This window comes from Streptomyces sp. NPDC042201, assembly GCF_055582185.1.
On record NZ_JBVJDS010000005.1, the window covers coordinates 380805 to 396810 of the forward strand.

The 16006-nt window shown below is 71.1% G+C and carries 14 protein-coding genes and 1 tRNA gene; 4 read left to right on the forward strand and 11 right to left on the reverse strand.

The features are described from left to right. Nucleotides 1-88: 88 nt before the first annotated feature. The 7 genes from ACZ6MZ_RS15335 to ACZ6MZ_RS15365 all read right to left on the reverse strand — a co-directional run bounded on the left by ACZ6MZ_RS15335 (nucleotide 89) and on the right by ACZ6MZ_RS15365 (nucleotide 5775). A complete protein-coding gene (locus tag ACZ6MZ_RS15335) occupies nucleotides 89-607 on the reverse strand; it encodes a hypothetical protein (protein WP_384191713.1) in 519 nt (172 codons plus the stop codon). A gap of 65 nt (nucleotides 608-672) precedes the next feature. Continuing rightward, on the reverse strand, nucleotides 673-1269 hold the full coding sequence (pth, locus tag ACZ6MZ_RS15340) for an aminoacyl-tRNA hydrolase (protein WP_384333724.1): 597 nt from the start codon (nucleotides 1267-1269) through the stop codon (nucleotides 673-675). Nucleotides 1270-1375: 106 nt separating this feature from the next. After that, entirely contained in the window at nucleotides 1376-1969 is a 594-nt protein-coding gene (locus ACZ6MZ_RS15345) for a 50S ribosomal protein L25/general stress protein Ctc (protein WP_389789314.1), read from the reverse strand. A 200-nt stretch (nucleotides 1970-2169) separates the two neighbouring features. After that, nucleotides 2170-3147 carry a ribose-phosphate diphosphokinase gene (locus tag ACZ6MZ_RS15350; RefSeq protein ID WP_384191703.1) on the reverse strand — a complete coding sequence of 326 codons (978 nt, stop codon included), beginning with the start codon at nucleotides 3145-3147 and terminating at the stop codon, nucleotides 2170-2172. A gap of 109 nt (nucleotides 3148-3256) precedes the next feature. Next, nucleotides 3257-4714, reverse strand: a complete 1458-nt coding sequence (gene glmU, locus ACZ6MZ_RS15355; RefSeq protein WP_469352205.1) for a bifunctional UDP-N-acetylglucosamine diphosphorylase/glucosamine-1-phosphate N-acetyltransferase GlmU — start codon at nucleotides 4712-4714, stop codon at nucleotides 3257-3259. A 106-nt stretch (nucleotides 4715-4820) separates the two neighbouring features. Beyond that, nucleotides 4821-4894 (reverse strand) — tRNA-Gln (locus tag ACZ6MZ_RS15360). A gap of 11 nt (nucleotides 4895-4905) precedes the next feature. Then, nucleotides 4906-5775 carry a hypothetical protein gene (locus tag ACZ6MZ_RS15365; protein WP_469352206.1) on the reverse strand — a complete coding sequence of 290 codons (870 nt, stop codon included), beginning with the start codon at nucleotides 5773-5775 and terminating at the stop codon, nucleotides 4906-4908. A 156-nt stretch (nucleotides 5776-5931) separates the two neighbouring features. Here ACZ6MZ_RS15365 and ACZ6MZ_RS15370 point away from each other — a divergent pair, with 156 nt between their 5' ends. Beyond that, entirely contained in the window at nucleotides 5932-7266 is a 1335-nt protein-coding gene (locus ACZ6MZ_RS15370; protein WP_384191694.1) for a sensor histidine kinase, read from the forward strand. A gap of 130 nt (nucleotides 7267-7396) precedes the next feature. Here ACZ6MZ_RS15370 and ACZ6MZ_RS15375 read toward each other — a convergent pair whose 3' ends face one another. Next, nucleotides 7397-7885, reverse strand: coding sequence for an SUKH-3 domain-containing protein (locus ACZ6MZ_RS15375; RefSeq protein WP_384191691.1), 489 nt, complete (start codon nucleotides 7883-7885; stop codon nucleotides 7397-7399). A 2-nt stretch (nucleotides 7886-7887) separates the two neighbouring features. After that, nucleotides 7888-8388: a YwqJ-related putative deaminase gene (locus tag ACZ6MZ_RS15380; RefSeq protein ID WP_384191688.1), complete on the reverse strand. Its 501-nt coding sequence runs from the start codon at nucleotides 8386-8388 to the stop codon at nucleotides 7888-7890. 347 nt (nucleotides 8389-8735) lie between these two features. On the opposite strand from ACZ6MZ_RS15380, the gene ACZ6MZ_RS15385 reads away from it, so the two are divergent. From ACZ6MZ_RS15385 to ACZ6MZ_RS15395, 3 genes are all read left to right on the forward strand, one after another. Beyond that, nucleotides 8736-9710, forward strand: a complete 975-nt coding sequence (locus ACZ6MZ_RS15385; protein ID WP_469352209.1) for an SMI1/KNR4 family protein — start codon at nucleotides 8736-8738, stop codon at nucleotides 9708-9710. After that, a complete protein-coding gene (locus tag ACZ6MZ_RS15390; protein ID WP_469352210.1) occupies nucleotides 9707-12256 on the forward strand; it encodes an SUKH-4 family immunity protein in 2550 nt (849 codons plus the stop codon). Before ACZ6MZ_RS15385 ends, ACZ6MZ_RS15390 begins: the two co-directional genes overlap by 4 nt. Before the next feature lie 299 nt (nucleotides 12257-12555). Then, nucleotides 12556-13440 (forward strand): cellulose-binding protein, encoded by an 885-nt coding sequence (locus tag ACZ6MZ_RS15395; protein ID WP_389789301.1) that lies wholly within the window; start codon nucleotides 12556-12558, stop codon nucleotides 13438-13440. A gap of 27 nt (nucleotides 13441-13467) precedes the next feature. Here ACZ6MZ_RS15395 and ACZ6MZ_RS15400 read toward each other — a convergent pair whose 3' ends face one another. Together ACZ6MZ_RS15400 and ACZ6MZ_RS15405 are read right to left on the reverse strand one after the other, a co-directional pair. Then, nucleotides 13468-14163, reverse strand: a complete 696-nt coding sequence (locus tag ACZ6MZ_RS15400) for a hypothetical protein (RefSeq protein WP_469352213.1) — start codon at nucleotides 14161-14163, stop codon at nucleotides 13468-13470. 29 nt (nucleotides 14164-14192) lie between these two features. Further along, nucleotides 14193-15899, reverse strand: coding sequence for an MFS transporter (locus ACZ6MZ_RS15405; RefSeq protein WP_469352364.1), 1707 nt, complete (start codon nucleotides 15897-15899; stop codon nucleotides 14193-14195). Nucleotides 15900-16006 lie beyond the last annotated feature (107 nt).

The following is a 16006-nucleotide window of genomic DNA, read 5'->3' on the forward strand; positions in this document are numbered from 1 at the left end:
CCGTTCGTCCGACGACCGCTGTCCGACCGACGACTGCCCCCGCTCCGGGATTCCGGGGCGGGGGCAGTCTCGTACGGGGGCTCCCCGGTCAGAGAGCGAAGAACGCGGCCAGCAGCAGCGCCGCGCCCGCCAGCGCCGTACCCCAGGCCACCCGGGTCAGACGCAGCCCGCCGCCGATGACCAGCGACGCCAGCAGCAGCGCACCGCCGAGCGGCACCCAGGCGTACAGCAGACCCGTCGTGCCGGTACGGACCAGCTCATCGCTGTCCGGCCGCACCACCACCGCGAACCGCTCGCCCTTCTTGACGGCCGCCGACTGCTCGATCGTCATCCCGCCACGCGGTCCTGCGGGCCCCTCGGGGTCGTACGCCCCGGTACACACCCCGTCCTCGCAGCCCGAGACCGCGAGGGTGCCGTGCTCACGGCCCTGGGCGAGCATCACATGCTGCGCGTCGCCCCAGGACGACCAGACGCCCGCCACGAGCAGCAGAAGGGCCACACAGCCCATCGCGGCACGGCGGCCGAACGACAGCATGAGGTGCGACGAGGTTCTGGGAGCCGACGAGGCCCTGGAGGTCTGGGGGCGTCCCCCGGAACGGCTGAACATGGGGCCGGATCCTTGGCCATGCGACCGCGCCCGGTCAACCCACGACCGCGGAATGCGGGCTCTTGTCAGGAGTTGTACGTGCTCTGCGCCCGCTCCAGGCCCTCGATCACCAGAGCCTCCACCGCATCGGCCGCACGGTCGACGAAGTACCCCAGCTCCTTGCGCTCCGCCGGCGAGAAATCCTTCAGCACGAAATCCGCCACCTGCATCCGGCCCGGCGGACGGCCGATCCCGAACCGCACCCGGTGGTAGTCAGGACCCATCGCCTTCGTCATCGACTTCAGACCGTTGTGCCCGTTGTCCCCGCCGCCCAGCTTCAGCCGCAGCACGCCGTAGTCGATGTCCAGCTCGTCGTGGATCGCGACGATGTTCGCCGTCGGCACCTTGTAGAAATCACGCAGCCCCACCACAGGACCACCGGACAGGTTCATGTACGAGCCGGGCTTCGCCAGCACCACCCGGCGATTGCTCGGACCAGGCGCACCGATCCGGCCCTCGATCACCTGGGCCTGCGCCTTCTGCGCCCGCTTGAACGAGCCGCCGATGCGCTCCGCCAGCAGGTCGGCCACCATGAACCCGACATTGTGCCGGTTGGCCGCGTAGCCAGGACCGGGGTTCCCCAGGCCCACGATCAGCCAGGGGGCGTTGGCATCCGTCGTCATCGCGCGCTGCGTCTCCTCGCGTACCGGCGTTCGTCAGGTCGGGTTCTTCACAGGCGAACGGGGTGGCGGGCCGCGGCCCGCCACCCCGCAGGGAACAGCCCGAGGATCAGGCCTCGGCGCCCTCAGTCGCGCCCTCGGCGCCCTCAGCCGCCGGCTCCTCGGCCTGCGCCGACAGGATCTGGATGACCACCGCGTCCTCGTCCGTGACCAGCGTGGTGCCGGACGGCAGCGGGACATCCTTCGCGAGGATCGACGCACCGGCGTCCAGACCCGCGACGGAGACCGTCACCGAGTCCGGGATGTGCGTGGCCTCGGCCTCGACGGTCAGCGTGTTGAGCACGTTCTCCAGCAGGTTGGCGCCCGGCGCCAGCTCGCCCTCGGTGTGCACCGCGACCTCGACGGTGACCTTCTCGCCGCGCTTCACCGCGAGCAGGTCGACGTGCTCGATGAAGCCCTTGATCGGGTTACGCACGACGGCCTTCGGGATGACCAGCTCGCTGCGGCCCTCGATGTCGAGGCCGATCAGCGCGTTCGCGGTCTTGAGCGCCATCATCAGGTCATGGCCCGGCAGGGTCACGTGGACGGTGTCGGCGCCGTGGCCGTAGATGACCGCGGGGACCTTGTTGGCGCGACGGGTACGGCGGGCGGCGCCCTTGCCGAACTCGGTACGGATCTCGGCGCTGATCTTCACTTCAGCCATGGCTGCACTCCTCGTAGATGACAGGAAATCGGCCGTCACCCGGCCACGAGGCCTGCTACGAAGAGCGCGTCGATAACGGACCGCCGCACATGAGTGCGGCCTCCCTCGCCGAGCAACTCCGTGAGTCTACCCGGCGGGGAGGCCGCCTCAGAAATCGATCACCCGCACCCGGGAACCGGGGCGGACACCAGGCCGTACGACTACGCCTGCTCCTCGAAGAGGCTGGTCACGGAACCGTCCTCGAAGACCTCACGCACCGCGCGCGCGATCGTCGGCGCGATCGACAGCACCGTGATCTTGTCCAGCTCCAGATTGCCCGGATCCGGCAGCGAATTCGTGAAGACGAACTCACTGACCTTCGAATTCTTCAGCCGGTCCGCCGCCGGACCGGACAGCACCCCGTGCGTCGCCGTCACGATGACATCCTCCGCGCCGTGCGCGAACAGCGCGTCCGCCGCGGCGCAGATCGTGCCACCGGTGTCGATCATGTCGTCGACCAGCACACACACCCGGCCCGACACATTGCCCACGACCTCATGGACCGTCACCTGATTCGCGACATCCTTGTCACGCCGCTTGTGCACGATCGCCAGCGGCGCACCCAGCCGGTCGCACCAGCGGTCCGCGACCCGCACCCGGCCCGCGTCCGGGGAGACGACCGTCAGCTTCGACCGGTCCACCTTCCCCGCCACATAGTCCGCGAGCACCGGCAGCGCGAAAAGATGATCCACCGGACCGTCGAAGAAGCCCTGGATCTGATCCGTGTGCAGATCCACCGTCAGAATCCGGTCAGCGCCCGCCGTCTTCATCAGATCCGCCACCAGGCGGGCCGAAATCGGCTCACGCCCACGGTGCTTCTTGTCCTGCCGGGCATAACCGTAGAACGGAACGATCACCGTGATGCTCCGGGCCGAAGCCCGCTTCAGAGCATCGATCATGATCAGCTGCTCCATGATCCATTTATTGATCGGAGCGGTATGGCTCTGGATCAGGAAACAGTCCGCACCGCGCGCCGACTCCTGATAACGGACATAGATCTCACCATTGGCGAAATCGAAAGCCTTGGTCGGCACGATGCCGACACCCAGCTGTTGCGCGACCTCCTCGGCCAGCTCGGGGTGGGCGCGGCCGGAAAAGAGCATCAGCTTCTTCTCGCCGGTCGTCTTGATCCCGGTCACAGCACTGTCTCCTCAGACGTGTTGACGGCCGCTGCACCCGCGCGTCCCTGCGAGCCAGCCGAATCGTGCAGATATCACGGTACGCCCAGATCGGAGCACCTGTTTCCGGTCAGCTTTCGTTCCCGGCGCTCCCCGGCGCCGACTGAGCTGCCTGAGCCGCCAGCGCCGAAGCGCTGCCCGGACGCTTCCGGGCCACCCAACCCTCGATATTCCGCTGCTGGCCCCGGGCCACCGCCAGCGAACCCGCCGGAACATCCTTCGTGATCACCGACCCGGCCGCCGTATAGGCACCGTCCCCGACCGTGACGGGCGCCACAAACATGTTGTCCGAGCCCGTCTTGCAGTGGGAGCCGACCGTCGTGTGATGCTTCGCCTCGCCGTCGTAATTCACAAAGACACTCGCGGCGCCGATATTCGTGTACTCGCCGATCGTCGCGTCCCCGACATACGACAAATGCGGCACCTTCGTGCCCTCGCCGACCGTCGCGTTCTTCATCTCCACATACGTGCCGGCCTTCGCCTTCGCACCCAGCCGGGTACCCGGCCGCAGATACGCGTACGGACCCACCGACGCGGCCTCACCCACCACCGCGCCGTCGGCGACCGTATTGTCCACCCGGGCACCCGCGCCGACCGTCGTGTCCTTCAGCCGCGAATTCGGCCCCACCTCGGCGCCCTCACCGAGATGCGTGGCCCCCAGCAGCTGCGTACTCGGATGCACCACCGCGTCCTGCTCGAACGTCACCGTGACATCTACGAACACGGACAGCGGATCAACGACCGTCACACCCGCCAGCATCGCCCGCTCCAACAGCCGCTCATTCAGCAGCCGCCGCGCCTGCGCCAGCTGCACCCGGTTGTTGATCCCCAGGATCTCCCGGTGATCAACGGCCACGGACGCCCCTACCCGGTGCCCGGCCTCCCGCAGAATGCCCAGCACGTCGGGCAGATACTCCTCGCCCTGACTGTTGTCCGTACGCACCTTGCCCAGCGCGTCCGCGAGCAGCTGCCCGTCGAACGCGAACACACCCGAGTTGATCTCCCGGATCGCGCGCTGCGCGTCGGTGGCGTCCTTGTGCTCCACGATCGCCGTGACCGCGCCGCTCGCGCCGTCCCGGACGATCCGCCCGTACCCGGTCGAGTCGGGGACCTCGGCGGTCAGCACGGTCACCGCGTTGCCGTCGGCGGCATGCGTCGCGGCGAGCGCGTTCAGGGTCTCGCCGGAGAGCAGGGGGGTGTCCCCGCAGACGACGACCACGATTCCGTCGGGCGTGTTCCCCAGCTCCTGGAGCGCCGTCCGGACGGCGTGGCCGGTGCCCTTCTGCTCGGCCTGGAAGGCGGTGCGTACGCCGGGGAAGGAGTCGGCGAGATGGCCTTCGACCTGCTCACGGGCGTGTCCGACGACGACGACGAGATACTCGGGACCGAGCTCGCGGGCCGCGGACACGACATGTCCGACGAGCGAGCGCCCGCAGACCTCATGCAGGACCTTGGGGGTCTTCGACTTCATGCGGGTACCTTCACCCGCTGCGAGGACGACGACGGCTGCCGGGCGGTTGGCGCTCACGGGAATGCCCTTCGGCTTCGGGTGGTGGACAACCGCAGGATACCGGGGGGTATCGGGGCGGAAACGAATGCGGGTCCTGACCGGTGAGGTCAGGACCCGAACTGCGTGGCTCCCGGGGAAGGAATCGAACCCTCATTCAATGGACCAAAACCATTTGTCCTGCCTTTAGACGACCCGGGATGGTTTGCCGTCTATGTCCGATTTTGGGCGTCGGACTTGAGCGCAGCCCCTACTATGCCGTACCACCAGCCCTCGACGCGACGGTACAACTCGGCGCTCTGCAGGATGCGAACGGTGAGGCATCCGTGGTAGCCGTCGCCGACGTTTTTGCGGTTGGTCTTCGGGTTGTGCTTCTTCAGGGTTGTCTTGCTCAGGTCCGCCACGTCGACGCCCGCCACGTCCGCCCAGAAGCGCTCGGCCGCCGACACGTTGGCGGTCTCGTGGATGTGTACGGCGTACCGAAGCCGGTCTCGACCGACGCCCAGCAGCTTGAGCCAGGCAAGGAAGACCTTGAGCATGTGCGGGTCGCTGTTGATGAAGGTCATCCTTTCCTGTGGTCGGTGTGGCTTGGCTTTGGACCCCTCGGACCAGTAGAGACCGACGCCGAGCAGAAACAGCTCGCGGTCGGACATCGCGCCGATCTCCTGTGTGGCGGTGTGCCGGGTGCGCTGCCGCTCGACTTCACGGCGCTGCATCGTCGCTTCCCAGCCGCGCTTGGCGATCAGTGAAGCCTGCTCGCGGGTGCGCTTCGGCGGTTTCGGCAGGTCCCGTACCCACAGGGAGATCGAACTCTTCGAGCAGCCCAGCTCCAGCTGTATCTGGTCGTACGTGAGTCCCTTCAGGCGCAGCTCGCGTGCCTTTTCGCGCAGGTCGTCCTTCGCGTTGGGGCGCTTTGTCCAGTCCGGGGGCGGCTCGCCCTCCAGGAGGCGGTTGAGGATGTCGTTGTTGTCGACGTGGAGGCGGTCGCGGATCTGGCGGCGGCTGAGACCTTCGCGGCGCAGGGCGACCGCCTCTTCGCGGAGGCGTTCGAAGTCCGCGTATGTGCTGGTGATTGCTGTCATAGGGGAGATCGTCGTCCGGAATGCGGACGCCCGGATCGAATACGCGGGCGGTTCGCCAGTTCGAGGGATCGACGCTTGTTCTGGGCGTGCGTCGTTGCGTTCTGTGCTGTCGCGGTCGCCGGAAATTGGGTCGCGGGCGCCCGTAGGCTGGGAGACATGACCACAACGGGGGCACACCAGGACGCTGCGGGCACGACCGCCCGCGGTGTGTGGTGGTGGGGGCGGCGGCGCAGTGCCGTACTGGATGTGGGGCTGGCACTCGTGTCGGCTCTGGAGTGCGGTCTTGAGGGGGTCCGGTTCTCGGATTCCGCCGGGCTGCTCGTGCCGGTGGGGGTGGTGTTCGGGCTGCTGGCCGGTTCGGTGCTGCTGGTGCGGCGGCGGTGGCCGTTCGCCGTGGTCCTCGTCTCGATCGCCATCACGCCCGCGGAGATGGGCTATCTGATGGGGCTGGTCGGGCTGTACACGCTCGCCGCCTCGGAGACGCCGCGCAGGATCATCGTCTCGCTGGCGGGGATGTCGCTGGTGGGGACGTTGATCGTGACGTTCGTACGGACCCGGCAGAACGTGACCGACACGGGGTTCGACTCGGGGCGGTGGTACGTACCCACGGTCGCGGTGCTGATGTCGGTGGGGCTGACCGCGCCGCCGGTGCTGTTCGGCCTGTATGTGGGGGCCAGACGGCGGCTGATGGAGAGCCTGCGGGAACGGGCGGACAGTCTGGAGCAGGAGCTGTCGCTGCTCGCCGACCGCGCGGAGCAGCGTGCGGAGTGGGCGCGCACGGAGGAGCGGACGCGGATCGCCCGGGAGATGCATGACGTGGTGGCGCACCGGGTGAGTCTGATGGTGGTGCACGCGGCGGCGTTGCAGGCGGTGGCGTTGAAGGATCCGTCGAAGGCGGTGAAGAACGCGGCGCTGGTGGGGGACATGGGCCGGCAGGCGCTGACCGAGTTGCGGGAGATGCTCGGGGTGCTGCGGGCCGGCGAGCAGGTGGCCGCGCGTAAGGCGGCGGATGCGGCGGTGCCCGTGGCCGTGCCGCTGGCGTCGGTGGGTCTTGCGGCCGCGGCGGCCGCAGCCGCGGCGGCGGAGGCCGGTCCCGGTCTGGAGGACATCGAGGTGCTGGTGGGCCAGTCCCGGGAGACGGGGATGGTGGTGGAGCTGTCGGTGCAGGGGGAGTGGCGTTCGTACGCGCCGGTGGTGGAGCAGACGGCGTACCGCGTGGTGCAGGAGGCGCTGACGAACGTCCTCAAGCATGCGGCCGGGGCGAAGGTGATGGTGCGGTTGGCGCACCGTGACGCGGAGGTCGCGATGCAGGTGGAGAACGGGCCTTCGGACGGTGGCGCGCAGGACGCGGGGCTGCCGAGCGGGGGGAACGGACTGGTGGGGATGCGGGAGCGGGTGACGGCTCTGGGGGGCGTGTTCGTCTCGGGTGAGACGGACGCGGGGGGTTTCCGGGTGTCGGCGGTGCTGCCGGCGCCGCGTGCCGCTGCGTGACCGCCGCTGCGTGACCGCCGCTGTTTGACCGTGGCTGACCTACCGGGGCTGCGTGACCGGGCCGCGGGAGGCTTGCGTACGACCGCTTCGGGTCGCCCGGCCCCGCTTCGGGCCGCCCGGCCCCGGTCCGTCAGTCCGAGATCAGCCGGGCCGGTTCCATGCCGGTGATCAGGGTGGCGAGCGCCTGGTCGATGTCCGGTCCCAGGTACCAGTCGCCGGTGTGGTCGATGCTGAAGACGCGGCCGGTGATGTCGATCGCGAGGACGGCCTGTCCTTCGCCTTCCTCGCCGAGCGGGCTGATCTCCGTGTCGAGGGACCGGCCGAGGTCGGCGAGCGTGCGGGCGAGGTGGATGCCCGCCATCGGGTCGATGCGTACGGACGAGGGGGCCACCTGCCGGCCAGGCCCCGGCGCGGTGACGCGCAGTCCGCCGAATTCCGCCCAGGCCTCGACGGCGGTGGGGAAGACGTTGAGCCGGTGGCCGGCCGGGGTGGTGTGGGCGCTCAGGGCGTCGGCCCACTCCTCGGCCTGTCTGATGTCCCAGCGTCCCGGCTGCCAGCCGGCCTCGCGCAGCGCGGCGTCGACGGGCACGGGGAAGCGGGTGGTGTTGAGGTCGGGCATGCTCAGCCGTTCTCGGTGGGGTCGACGGGCCGTACGCCGAAGTGGGCGAGCAGGGCCGTACAGGAACGGCACGGCGGGGCGTAGCTGCCGTGCAGCGGGTCGCCGTCCTCGCGGATGCGGCGCGCGGTCAGCTTGGAGTGTTTGAGGGAGCGGCGCGCCTCGCTGTGGGTGAGGGGTTTGCGCCGGGCTCGTTTGGAGCGGGCTTCCTCGGCGGCGGTGAGGTGGCGGGAGAGCAGTATGGCTTCGGGGCAGCGGCCGGTGAACCGTTCTCGCTGGCTGCTGGTGAGGGCGTCGAGGAAGTCCTGTACGAGGGGGTGGAGGGTGGGGGGCCGGTCGCCCTTGCCCGCGGTGCTGGTGAGCGTCTCGCCGCGGACGGAGAGTGCCGCTGCGACGGCGGGCAGGATGCCGTCGCGCCGCCGGTGGAGCGCGGGTGCGCGGTGGGGCTCCGTACTGCTCCAGCTGAGGCGTGGGTCGCCGGATGCGTCGGTTGCTGCTGTGTGCAAAGTGCTGTCCCCTCCCCTGTGCCGCGGCCGGTGGCCGCTGGTGTCACGCCCCCGAGTTGCGGGGACAGCCTGCCAAATGTGAAGGGCTGTGGGAAAGCTGGGGCGGGGATTGTGGCGTGGCGTCGGCGCTGGGTCACTCCCGCGTGACCGTTGGTCACCGCGCGGGAGGGGGTAGATCGGTGCCGGGCCGGTGGGTGGATCAGTGCCGGGCCGGTGTCGGCTCCGGGTGGGACCGAAGCGGGACCGGCAGGGGCGAGGAGCGTCGGATCTCCCCCTTGCCTCACCGCATAGGCTGTCGTGAACCAGGGCTGTGGTGAACCAGCCGGAAGCAGCAGGGGGCAACCGCCATGACGACAGGTCGGCTCGGGCAGCACGCCGCGCCAAACGCGGCCTATGCCGGGCAGGTCGTGCATTTCCCGGATCCGGTCCGGGCCTCCCGTCACCCCAGGGGTGTGCGGGTGGATGACAACGGCTATCCGGACTTCTCGCCGTACGCGCGCGCCGCCGCGGAGATAGCCGAGCCCCCCGAGGGGTTCGGTGTGGACGAGCTGCGGCTCACGGACTATGTGTCGGCGAATGCCGCGCTGCACGCCGCGGGCCACGAGTTGTGGGGCACGATTCCCTCGGTGGCCACCCCGCACGGTCTGACCTGGCACCATGTGCCGGCCTCGCGCCGGCTGGTGCTGGTGCCGGTCGAGGTGAAGGCGCTGCTGCGGCATCACGGCGGTCTGGCGACGGCGCTCGTGGACCACGGCAAGCGGGGCACGCGTCCGTTGCAGGCGACCCGCCCGGTGCACTTCGGGCTGCCGAAGGGCGCGGTGGCGGTCAGCGAGCAGCAACTGCTGGGCGTGGAGGAGGATCTCGGCTACCGGCTGCCGGGTGCCTACCGTACGTTCCTGAAGGCGGCGGGCGGCTGCGCGCCGGTGGGCGCGGCGCTCGATCCGGAGCTGGGTCTGCTGGTGGACCAGCCGTTCTTCACGGTGCGGGACGAGGCCGCGGTCAATGACCTGGTGTACGTCAACAAGTGTCTGCGGGACCATCTGACCAAGGACTATCTGGGCGTCGGTTTCGTCCAGGGCGGCATTCTCGCGGTCAAGGTCAAGGGCGAGCGGACCGGTTCGGTCTGGTTCTGCGCGTACGACGACGCCAGGGACCAGGACGGCTGGAGTGTGCAGGAGCGCGTGGAGCGCCTGCTGTTGCCCTGTGGCGACGACTTCGACGCCTTTCTGCAGCGGCTGGCGGGCAGTCCGGCGGAGCTGGAGACCGTGGCGAACCTGATGGTGGACGGCGGCTTCGCGCGCGCCGTCCCGGTGGAGGGATGAGCGCGATGGTGACCTTCGCGCAGGCGCAGGAGCGCGCGGAAGAGTGGGTCAACGGCGATCTGCCCGGCTATCAGCATCGCGAGGTGCGGGTACGGGAGTTCGAGCTGGGTTTCGTCGTGTGGGCGGAGGACCGTGAGGACGGTCCGACGTCGGACGGCGGCAGACAGCGGCTGGTGATCGCCCGGGACAGCGGTGAGGCCACGCTGTGGCCGGGGCTGCCGGTGGGTGAGGTGATCCGGCGGTACGAGGAGGAGTACGGGACACCGGCCGAGGCGGTGCCCGCGCCGGAGCCGCCGCAGCGGATCGATCTGAATCAGACGTCGTTCCTGTTGAGCCCGCCTGAGTGGCTCCAGGAGGCGGCGGACAAGCTGGGGATTCCGGACCGGCGGACGCCGGAGGGAGCCTCGCCGGCTTCTTCGGCGTCGGCTTCGTCGGCTTCGTCCGGGCCTCAGGGCGGCGCGAGTTCGCCGTCCCTGGGGGGTGGTTACGGCGCTGGCGCGGCCGGGGTCTCCGGGGCCAACGCCTCGCAGAGCAGCTCCGGCTGGGCGGGCCCGGGCGGCAGTAGTGGTGGCGCCGTGTACGAGCCCACCGCCAACGAGGGTGTGCCGGCCTCGTCGCCGGGTGTGCCCGCCGGCGCCACCCCGTGGGCCGGGACCGACACCAATGGCGGGTCCGCGTCGCCGCAGGACGGTTCCGTACCGCTGCCGGTGACGGTCTTCGCGCCGCCGCTCTCCGGGTCGGACGACGATGACACCCCGCCGCCGGTGGTGGGCGCCGAGGCGCCGACCGCGCTGATGTCGGGCGGCAGTCAACTGCCGCGTACGACGTTCGCTCCCGGGCCGGGCGGGCAGCCGTCCGGCCCCGGCGGAGGGCCCGCCGGTCCCGGCTCGGGTCCTGGCTCCGGTCCTGCTCCCGGTTCCGGCGCCGGTGATATCGCCGACGCCGCGACCAGCAAGGCAACCGTCCCGCGGCGTGGTGCGCGCGGCAGCGGTCCGACGACTCCGCCGCCGCCCAGCGCTCCCGGTATCCCGGGCGCGCGGCCGCCGGGCGCCACCCCGCCCGCGTCGGGTCCGGGTGCGCCCGGTGCCCCGGCAGGCGGATATCTGCCGACGCAACTGGCCCCGAACCTTGGCCCCGAGGGGCCGCAGCCGCCCGGTGCTCCGCAGCCTCCCGGTCCGCCCGGTCCTCCCGGTGTGCCGGGTACGCCTCCGGGCGGGGTGCACCACGCGGCGACGATGTTCGCGAACCCGAGCCTGGGCGGTCAGTCCCCGCCGCCGGGTCCGCCTCAGCCGCCCGGCCTTCCTGGTGCGCCGGGTGCCCACGGTGCTCCGCAGCCTCCTGGTCCGCCTGGTCCTCCCGGTGTGTCGGGTACGCCTCCGGGCGGGGTGCACCACGCGGCGACCATGCTCGCGGGGCCCGGCCCGGTCGGCCCGCCGCCGGCCGCACCGCGACCTCCCGGCCCGCCGGGTCCTCCCGGTATGCCGCCGGGCGCCCCCGGCCCCGGCCCCGTACCGCAGTCGCCGCAGGCACCGCAGCCCCCGGCGTACGGCTATCCGCAGCAGCCGCCCGGTCTGCCGACCGTCGGCCCCGGCTACCAGGCCGTGCTGCGCTACCGCGCGCCCGACGGCTCCGAGGCGCAGCTCATCCGCCGCTCCGCGCCCGGCACCCCGCATCCCGAGTGGCAGATCCTGCATGAGCTGCGCGGCATGAACGTGCCGCCGCAGCAGGTGCTCGAACTGCACACGGAGCTGGAGTCGTGCGAGCTCCCGGGTGGTTACTGCGCGCGGATGATCCGGGAGACCTGGCCGCAGGTGCGGATCACCAGCGTCGCCCCGTACGGGCAGGATCACGCCAGTCGTCAGCAGGGCGTGCAGCATCTGCTCACCCACCAGGGTGAGTTGCATCAGGTCGCGGACGGCCCCGCGCGGCCCGCGCCGGTGCGCGCGCCGCTGCCGCAGATGCCGCCCGCGCCGCCGCTTCCGCCGGAGGGGATCGCGCAGGAGCTGATGGGGGCGTTCGGCCCGCAGGGCATCTGCCGGTTCGACCAGCGGGGCGTGTCCCGCCAGGGGGTGCCGGAGATCGTGGCGCGCACCCTGGTGTGGGCGGGTCTGCCGGCCGATTTCGGCCCGTTCTTCTGGGCGCAGCCCGCCCAGCCGGTGGTGCCCACGCTGGCCGAACTGGCCGCGCAGCGGCAGGTGCAGGCCGCCCCGGACGCGGGCTCGTATCTGGTGATGGGCAGCGACTTCGGCCGGGCGATCTGTGTCCAGTACGGCACGGCGCACATCATGGCGGTGCCGGTCGAGGCGGGCCCCGGCGGGCAGTCGGTGCCGCCGCAGTTCGTCAACACGGGACTGCCGGAATTCACACGGTCGTTGGCATTGCTCGGCCGGATGTGGCGGCTGCGTTTCGGGCTCACTCCGGAGCAGGCGGGCCGCTGGACCGTCGACTTCCAGGCGCAGCTCGCCGCGCTCGACCCGGCGGCGCTGTCGTCGCCGGAGAGCTGGTGGTCGGTGCTGCTGGAGCAGATGTGGGACGGCCTGCTGTGATGTGAGCGCGGCCCGGTGAACGTACCGGGTACGGATGGACCGAGGCGCCCCCGCGAGACGCGGTGGGCGCCTCGGCCGTTTCCGGGCGCGCTGACGGCTGTGCTGACGGCTGTGGTGCTGGCCGCGCTCTCGGACGTGCTCTCGGAAGGGGCCTCCCTCCGGCGGGAAATTCCGGCTTTTCCCCCCTCATGCCGCATCCTAGGCCGGGTTGAGCAGGCAGAGTGTCGCGTTATGGGCACTTCGTTTGGATCCAGCAGGATTGCGCCGGATGGCGTTGTTGTCGGAGAGGGGTTTCAAGGATGAGTGCTGCACCGTTGTCGGCTCATGGCTTTGTGTCCGTGCGGGGCCGCGGCTACCACCCCGAGCAGGTCGACCAGCGCGTCGTGGCGCTGTTCCGGGACCGCGACGACGCCTGGGAGCGCGCGGCACGGCTCACCGTTCTCGCCAAACGGATGGAGGGCGACGCGGACCGGCTCAGCCGCCGGGCGGCGGCGCTCGCACCGCAGACGTACGAGACGCTCGGCCGGCGCGCCCAGCAGATCCTGGTGCTCGCGGCAGAGGCGGACGAGGCGGTACGGGCCGGGGCGCGCGAGGAGGCCCGGGCGCTGCTCGAAGCGGCCGAGGCCCGGCGGGTGCTGGCGGCGGCCCGCGAACAGGCGGACACGGTACGGGCGGACGCGGAGGCATTCGCGGAACAGGTCCTGCGGGCCGCGCAGAACGTGGCCGACGCGGAGCGGGCCGACGCGCGGCGCGAGGTGAAGGCGCGGCGCGGGGAGACGCTCGCGGCGTTCGAGGCGATGCGCCGGCGCGCTCAGGGCGTGATCGACGATCTGGAGCGGAAGCAGTCCGAGCGGCTGGCGGTGATGGAGCGTGAGTTCGCCGAGCGCGAGGCCGCGGTGGAGGTCCAGCGCGCCGAACTCGCCGCGTACGCGCAGGCGGGTCTCGCGGAGGCGCAGCGTGCCTTCGCCGAGGCGGGCGAGCAGGCACGGCACGGCCAGGAGGACGCCCAGGCCCGGGCCGCGGAACTGATCGCCCAGGCCCGGGCACGCGCGGAACGCGTGGCACGGGACACGGAGCGGGTGCTCCGGGAGCACAAGGAGAGCCGCGAGGAAACACAGGCGCACATGGCCCACGTCCGCAACAGCCTGGCAGCCCTCACCGGCCGCGCCCCGGTAGAGGGCTGACCACACCCCTCCACCACGAGCGGCCGGTTACTTCACGGAGGCGGGCGGTTCGGCCGGGACGACGGGCTTGTTCTCGCAGCCGAGGTTCTTCGTCATGACCCCGGCGGAGTGCAGCAGACGGGTGAGGTGGACGCGGGCGCTGGTTTCGCCGGTGAGAGTGTCGGCCAGCTGCCCTTCGACCGGTATCTCGTTCTCCTGCTCCGCGGGTGCCCCGGCGATCCGGCACTTGACGTACACGCGATAGCGAACCGTTCCGTCGCGGTCCTTCCCGTGGACCAGCTTCACATCGGGGCCGACCGGAGTCACGGCCGGCTCGGCCTGGATGTCGGACTCCGCGTCGAAAGGAGAGTCGAAAGGGAAGAGGGAGGCGCCGAATTGGAGGGCGAGCTGTTTCCGGGGATCCGCGACGTCCGTCCTCGCCTTGCACACCTCGGCCGTCACGAACGAGGGCACACCGTCGCTGTCCGGATCCCAGCCCAGCACCTGGTCGTAGAACAGCGTCCGCGCCTCCTCCAGGCCGTCGTTGCTCCTCATGTGTGCCTTCCCGGGCCCTCCTGTGCGGCTTTCGAGCCACTTCAGGCCGGCGTCGCCCAGGAGTTCCTCGCAGGCGGAGCCCTGGGCAGCGGCGGAATCCTCGGGCGCGGAGTCCCCGCCCTCGTCACTACAGGCGCTTGCGCCGAGCAGCAGGGCCACCAGCAGGGGGAGGGCGAGAGCCCTTCTCATGATTACCATCCTCGGACGTCATCGTGCGGTCAGGCGCCGTCCTTGTCCGGGAGGACCGGGAAGCGGCGGGGGGCTACGAAGAGGAGTGTCAGTAGGGCGATGGCGGCCGCTCCGGCCGCGCCCAGGTAGACGTGGTCCACTGCCGCGTCCACCGCGCGGCGCAGGTAGTCCGCGGCCTCGGTGGTGAGGGCGGCCGGGTTTTCCAGGGCGTGGGAGACCGAGTCGAGGTCGTCGGGGAGCCCTGGGGTGGGCGGGTGGGCGAGCCGGGAGGCGAGGATTCCGTTGGCGACGGCGCCGAACAGGGCGGCGCCGACGCTCTGTCCGACCTGGCGGCAGAAGAGTATGGACGCGGTGGCGGTGCCCCGCTCCGACCAGCCGACCGTCGCCTGGACCCCGATGATCAGGGGGAGTTGGAAGAGTCCGAGCGCGCCGCCGAGGAGCAGCATGATCAGTGCCGGCTGCCAGGCCTGCCCGGGGAACGGCAGGAGGGGGAAGGCGAGCAGGATCAGCATGGCGAGGAAGATGCCGATGAGGGCGGTCTGCCGGAAGCCGATGCGGTTGTAGACGCGGTTGGACAGGGCCGCGCTGACCGGCCAGCTCAGCGTCATGGCGGAGAGGACGAAGCCGGCGGCTATCGGTCCGAGGCCCAGCACGGACTGGGCGTACGTCGGGAGGAAGACGGTCGGGGCGACCATCAGCAGGCCGAGCGCGCCGAGCGAGAGATTGACGGCGGCGATGGTACGGCGGCGCCAGACCCAGCCCGGAATGATCGGCTCCGCGGCCCGGCGCTCGATGACGACGGTGGCGGCGGCGAGGACCGCGCTGCCGCCGAGGAAGGCGAACGAGGGCGCGGAGAGCCAGGGCCAGGCGACGCCGCCCTGGACGAGGGCGGTGAGCAGGAGCGCGCCGGTGGCGAAGACGGCGAGCGCGCCCGCCCAGTCGATACGGCGCCGGGGTGCCGGTGCGGTACGGGCGCCGTCGGGAGTCGGCGGCGTACGGCGCGGCTCGTGCAGGTATTTGACCACCAGCCAGAGCGCGACCGCGCCCACCGGAAGGTTGATCAGGAAGATCCAGCGCCAGTCCGCGTAGCCCGCGAGCAGTCCGCCGAGGGCAGGACCCGCCACGGACGACGTGGCCCAGACGCTCGACAGTTTGGCCTGGATCTTGGGGCGTTCCTTGAGGGGGTAGAGGTCGGCGGCGATGACCTGCACCGTGCCCTGGAGCGCGCCGCCGCCGAGGCCCTGGACGACGCGGAAGGCGATCAGGGAGGCCATGTTCCAGGCGGTGGCGCAGAGCAGTGAGCCGACGAGGAAGAGGATGATGCCGGCGATGAGGACGGGCTTGCGGCCGAGGGTGTCGGAGAGCTTTCCGTACACCGGCAGGGTGACGGTCACGGCGAGCAGGTAGCCGGAGAACAGCCAGGAGAAGACGGCGAATCCGCCGAGGTCGCCGACGATCTGCGGGACGGCCGTGGAGACGACGGTGCCGTCCAGGGCGGCGAGCGCCATGCCGAGCATCAGCGCGGCGACGACCGGGCCGCGGCCGCGCTCACGCTCGCGCGGTGCGGGCGGCGATGCGGGGCCCGGTGGAGAGGTCGGCGCAGGGCCCGATGCGGAGCCAGGCGCGGAAGCCGGTGCGGGGCCCGGTGCGGGGCCCGGTGCGGACGCCGGTGCGGAGCCAGGCGCGGAAGCCGGCGCGGGGCCCGATGCGGAAGCCGGCGCGGGGGCCTCGGGTATCGCCTCCGTCCGTCCGGAGTCCTCGGTACTTCCGCCGCCACTTCCGCCGCCGCTCACAAGATCCCTTCCCTGTGCACGTATCTCCTGGGGGACACCCTCTCACCCGC

Excerpts from the sequence above, each read along its gene's own strand:
- ACZ6MZ_RS15365 (WP_469352206.1), bottom strand. The coding sequence starts at position 5,775 with ATGACAGCAATCACCAGCACATACGCGGACTTCGAACGCCTCCGCGAA.
- ACZ6MZ_RS15345 (WP_389789314.1), bottom strand. The coding sequence starts at position 1,969 with ATGGCTGAAGTGAAGATCAGCGCCGAGATCCGTACCGAGTTCGGCAAG.
- ACZ6MZ_RS15370 (WP_384191694.1), top strand. The coding sequence starts at position 5,932 with ATGACCACAACGGGGGCACACCAGGACGCTGCGGGCACGACCGCCCGC.
- ACZ6MZ_RS15375 (WP_384191691.1), bottom strand. The coding sequence starts at position 7,885 with ATGCCCGACCTCAACACCACCCGCTTCCCCGTGCCCGTCGACGCCGCG.
- ACZ6MZ_RS15390 (WP_469352210.1), top strand. The coding sequence starts at position 9,707 with ATGAGCGCGATGGTGACCTTCGCGCAGGCGCAGGAGCGCGCGGAAGAG.
- pth (WP_384333724.1), bottom strand. The coding sequence starts at position 1,269 with ATGACGACGGATGCCAACGCCCCCTGGCTGATCGTGGGCCTGGGGAAC.
- ACZ6MZ_RS15395 (WP_389789301.1), top strand. The coding sequence starts at position 12,556 with ATGAGTGCTGCACCGTTGTCGGCTCATGGCTTTGTGTCCGTGCGGGGC.
- ACZ6MZ_RS15385 (WP_469352209.1), top strand. The coding sequence starts at position 8,736 with ATGACGACAGGTCGGCTCGGGCAGCACGCCGCGCCAAACGCGGCCTAT.
- ACZ6MZ_RS15400 (WP_469352213.1), bottom strand. The coding sequence starts at position 14,163 with ATGAGAAGGGCTCTCGCCCTCCCCCTGCTGGTGGCCCTGCTGCTCGGC.
- ACZ6MZ_RS15335 (WP_384191713.1), bottom strand. The coding sequence starts at position 607 with ATGTTCAGCCGTTCCGGGGGACGCCCCCAGACCTCCAGGGCCTCGTCG.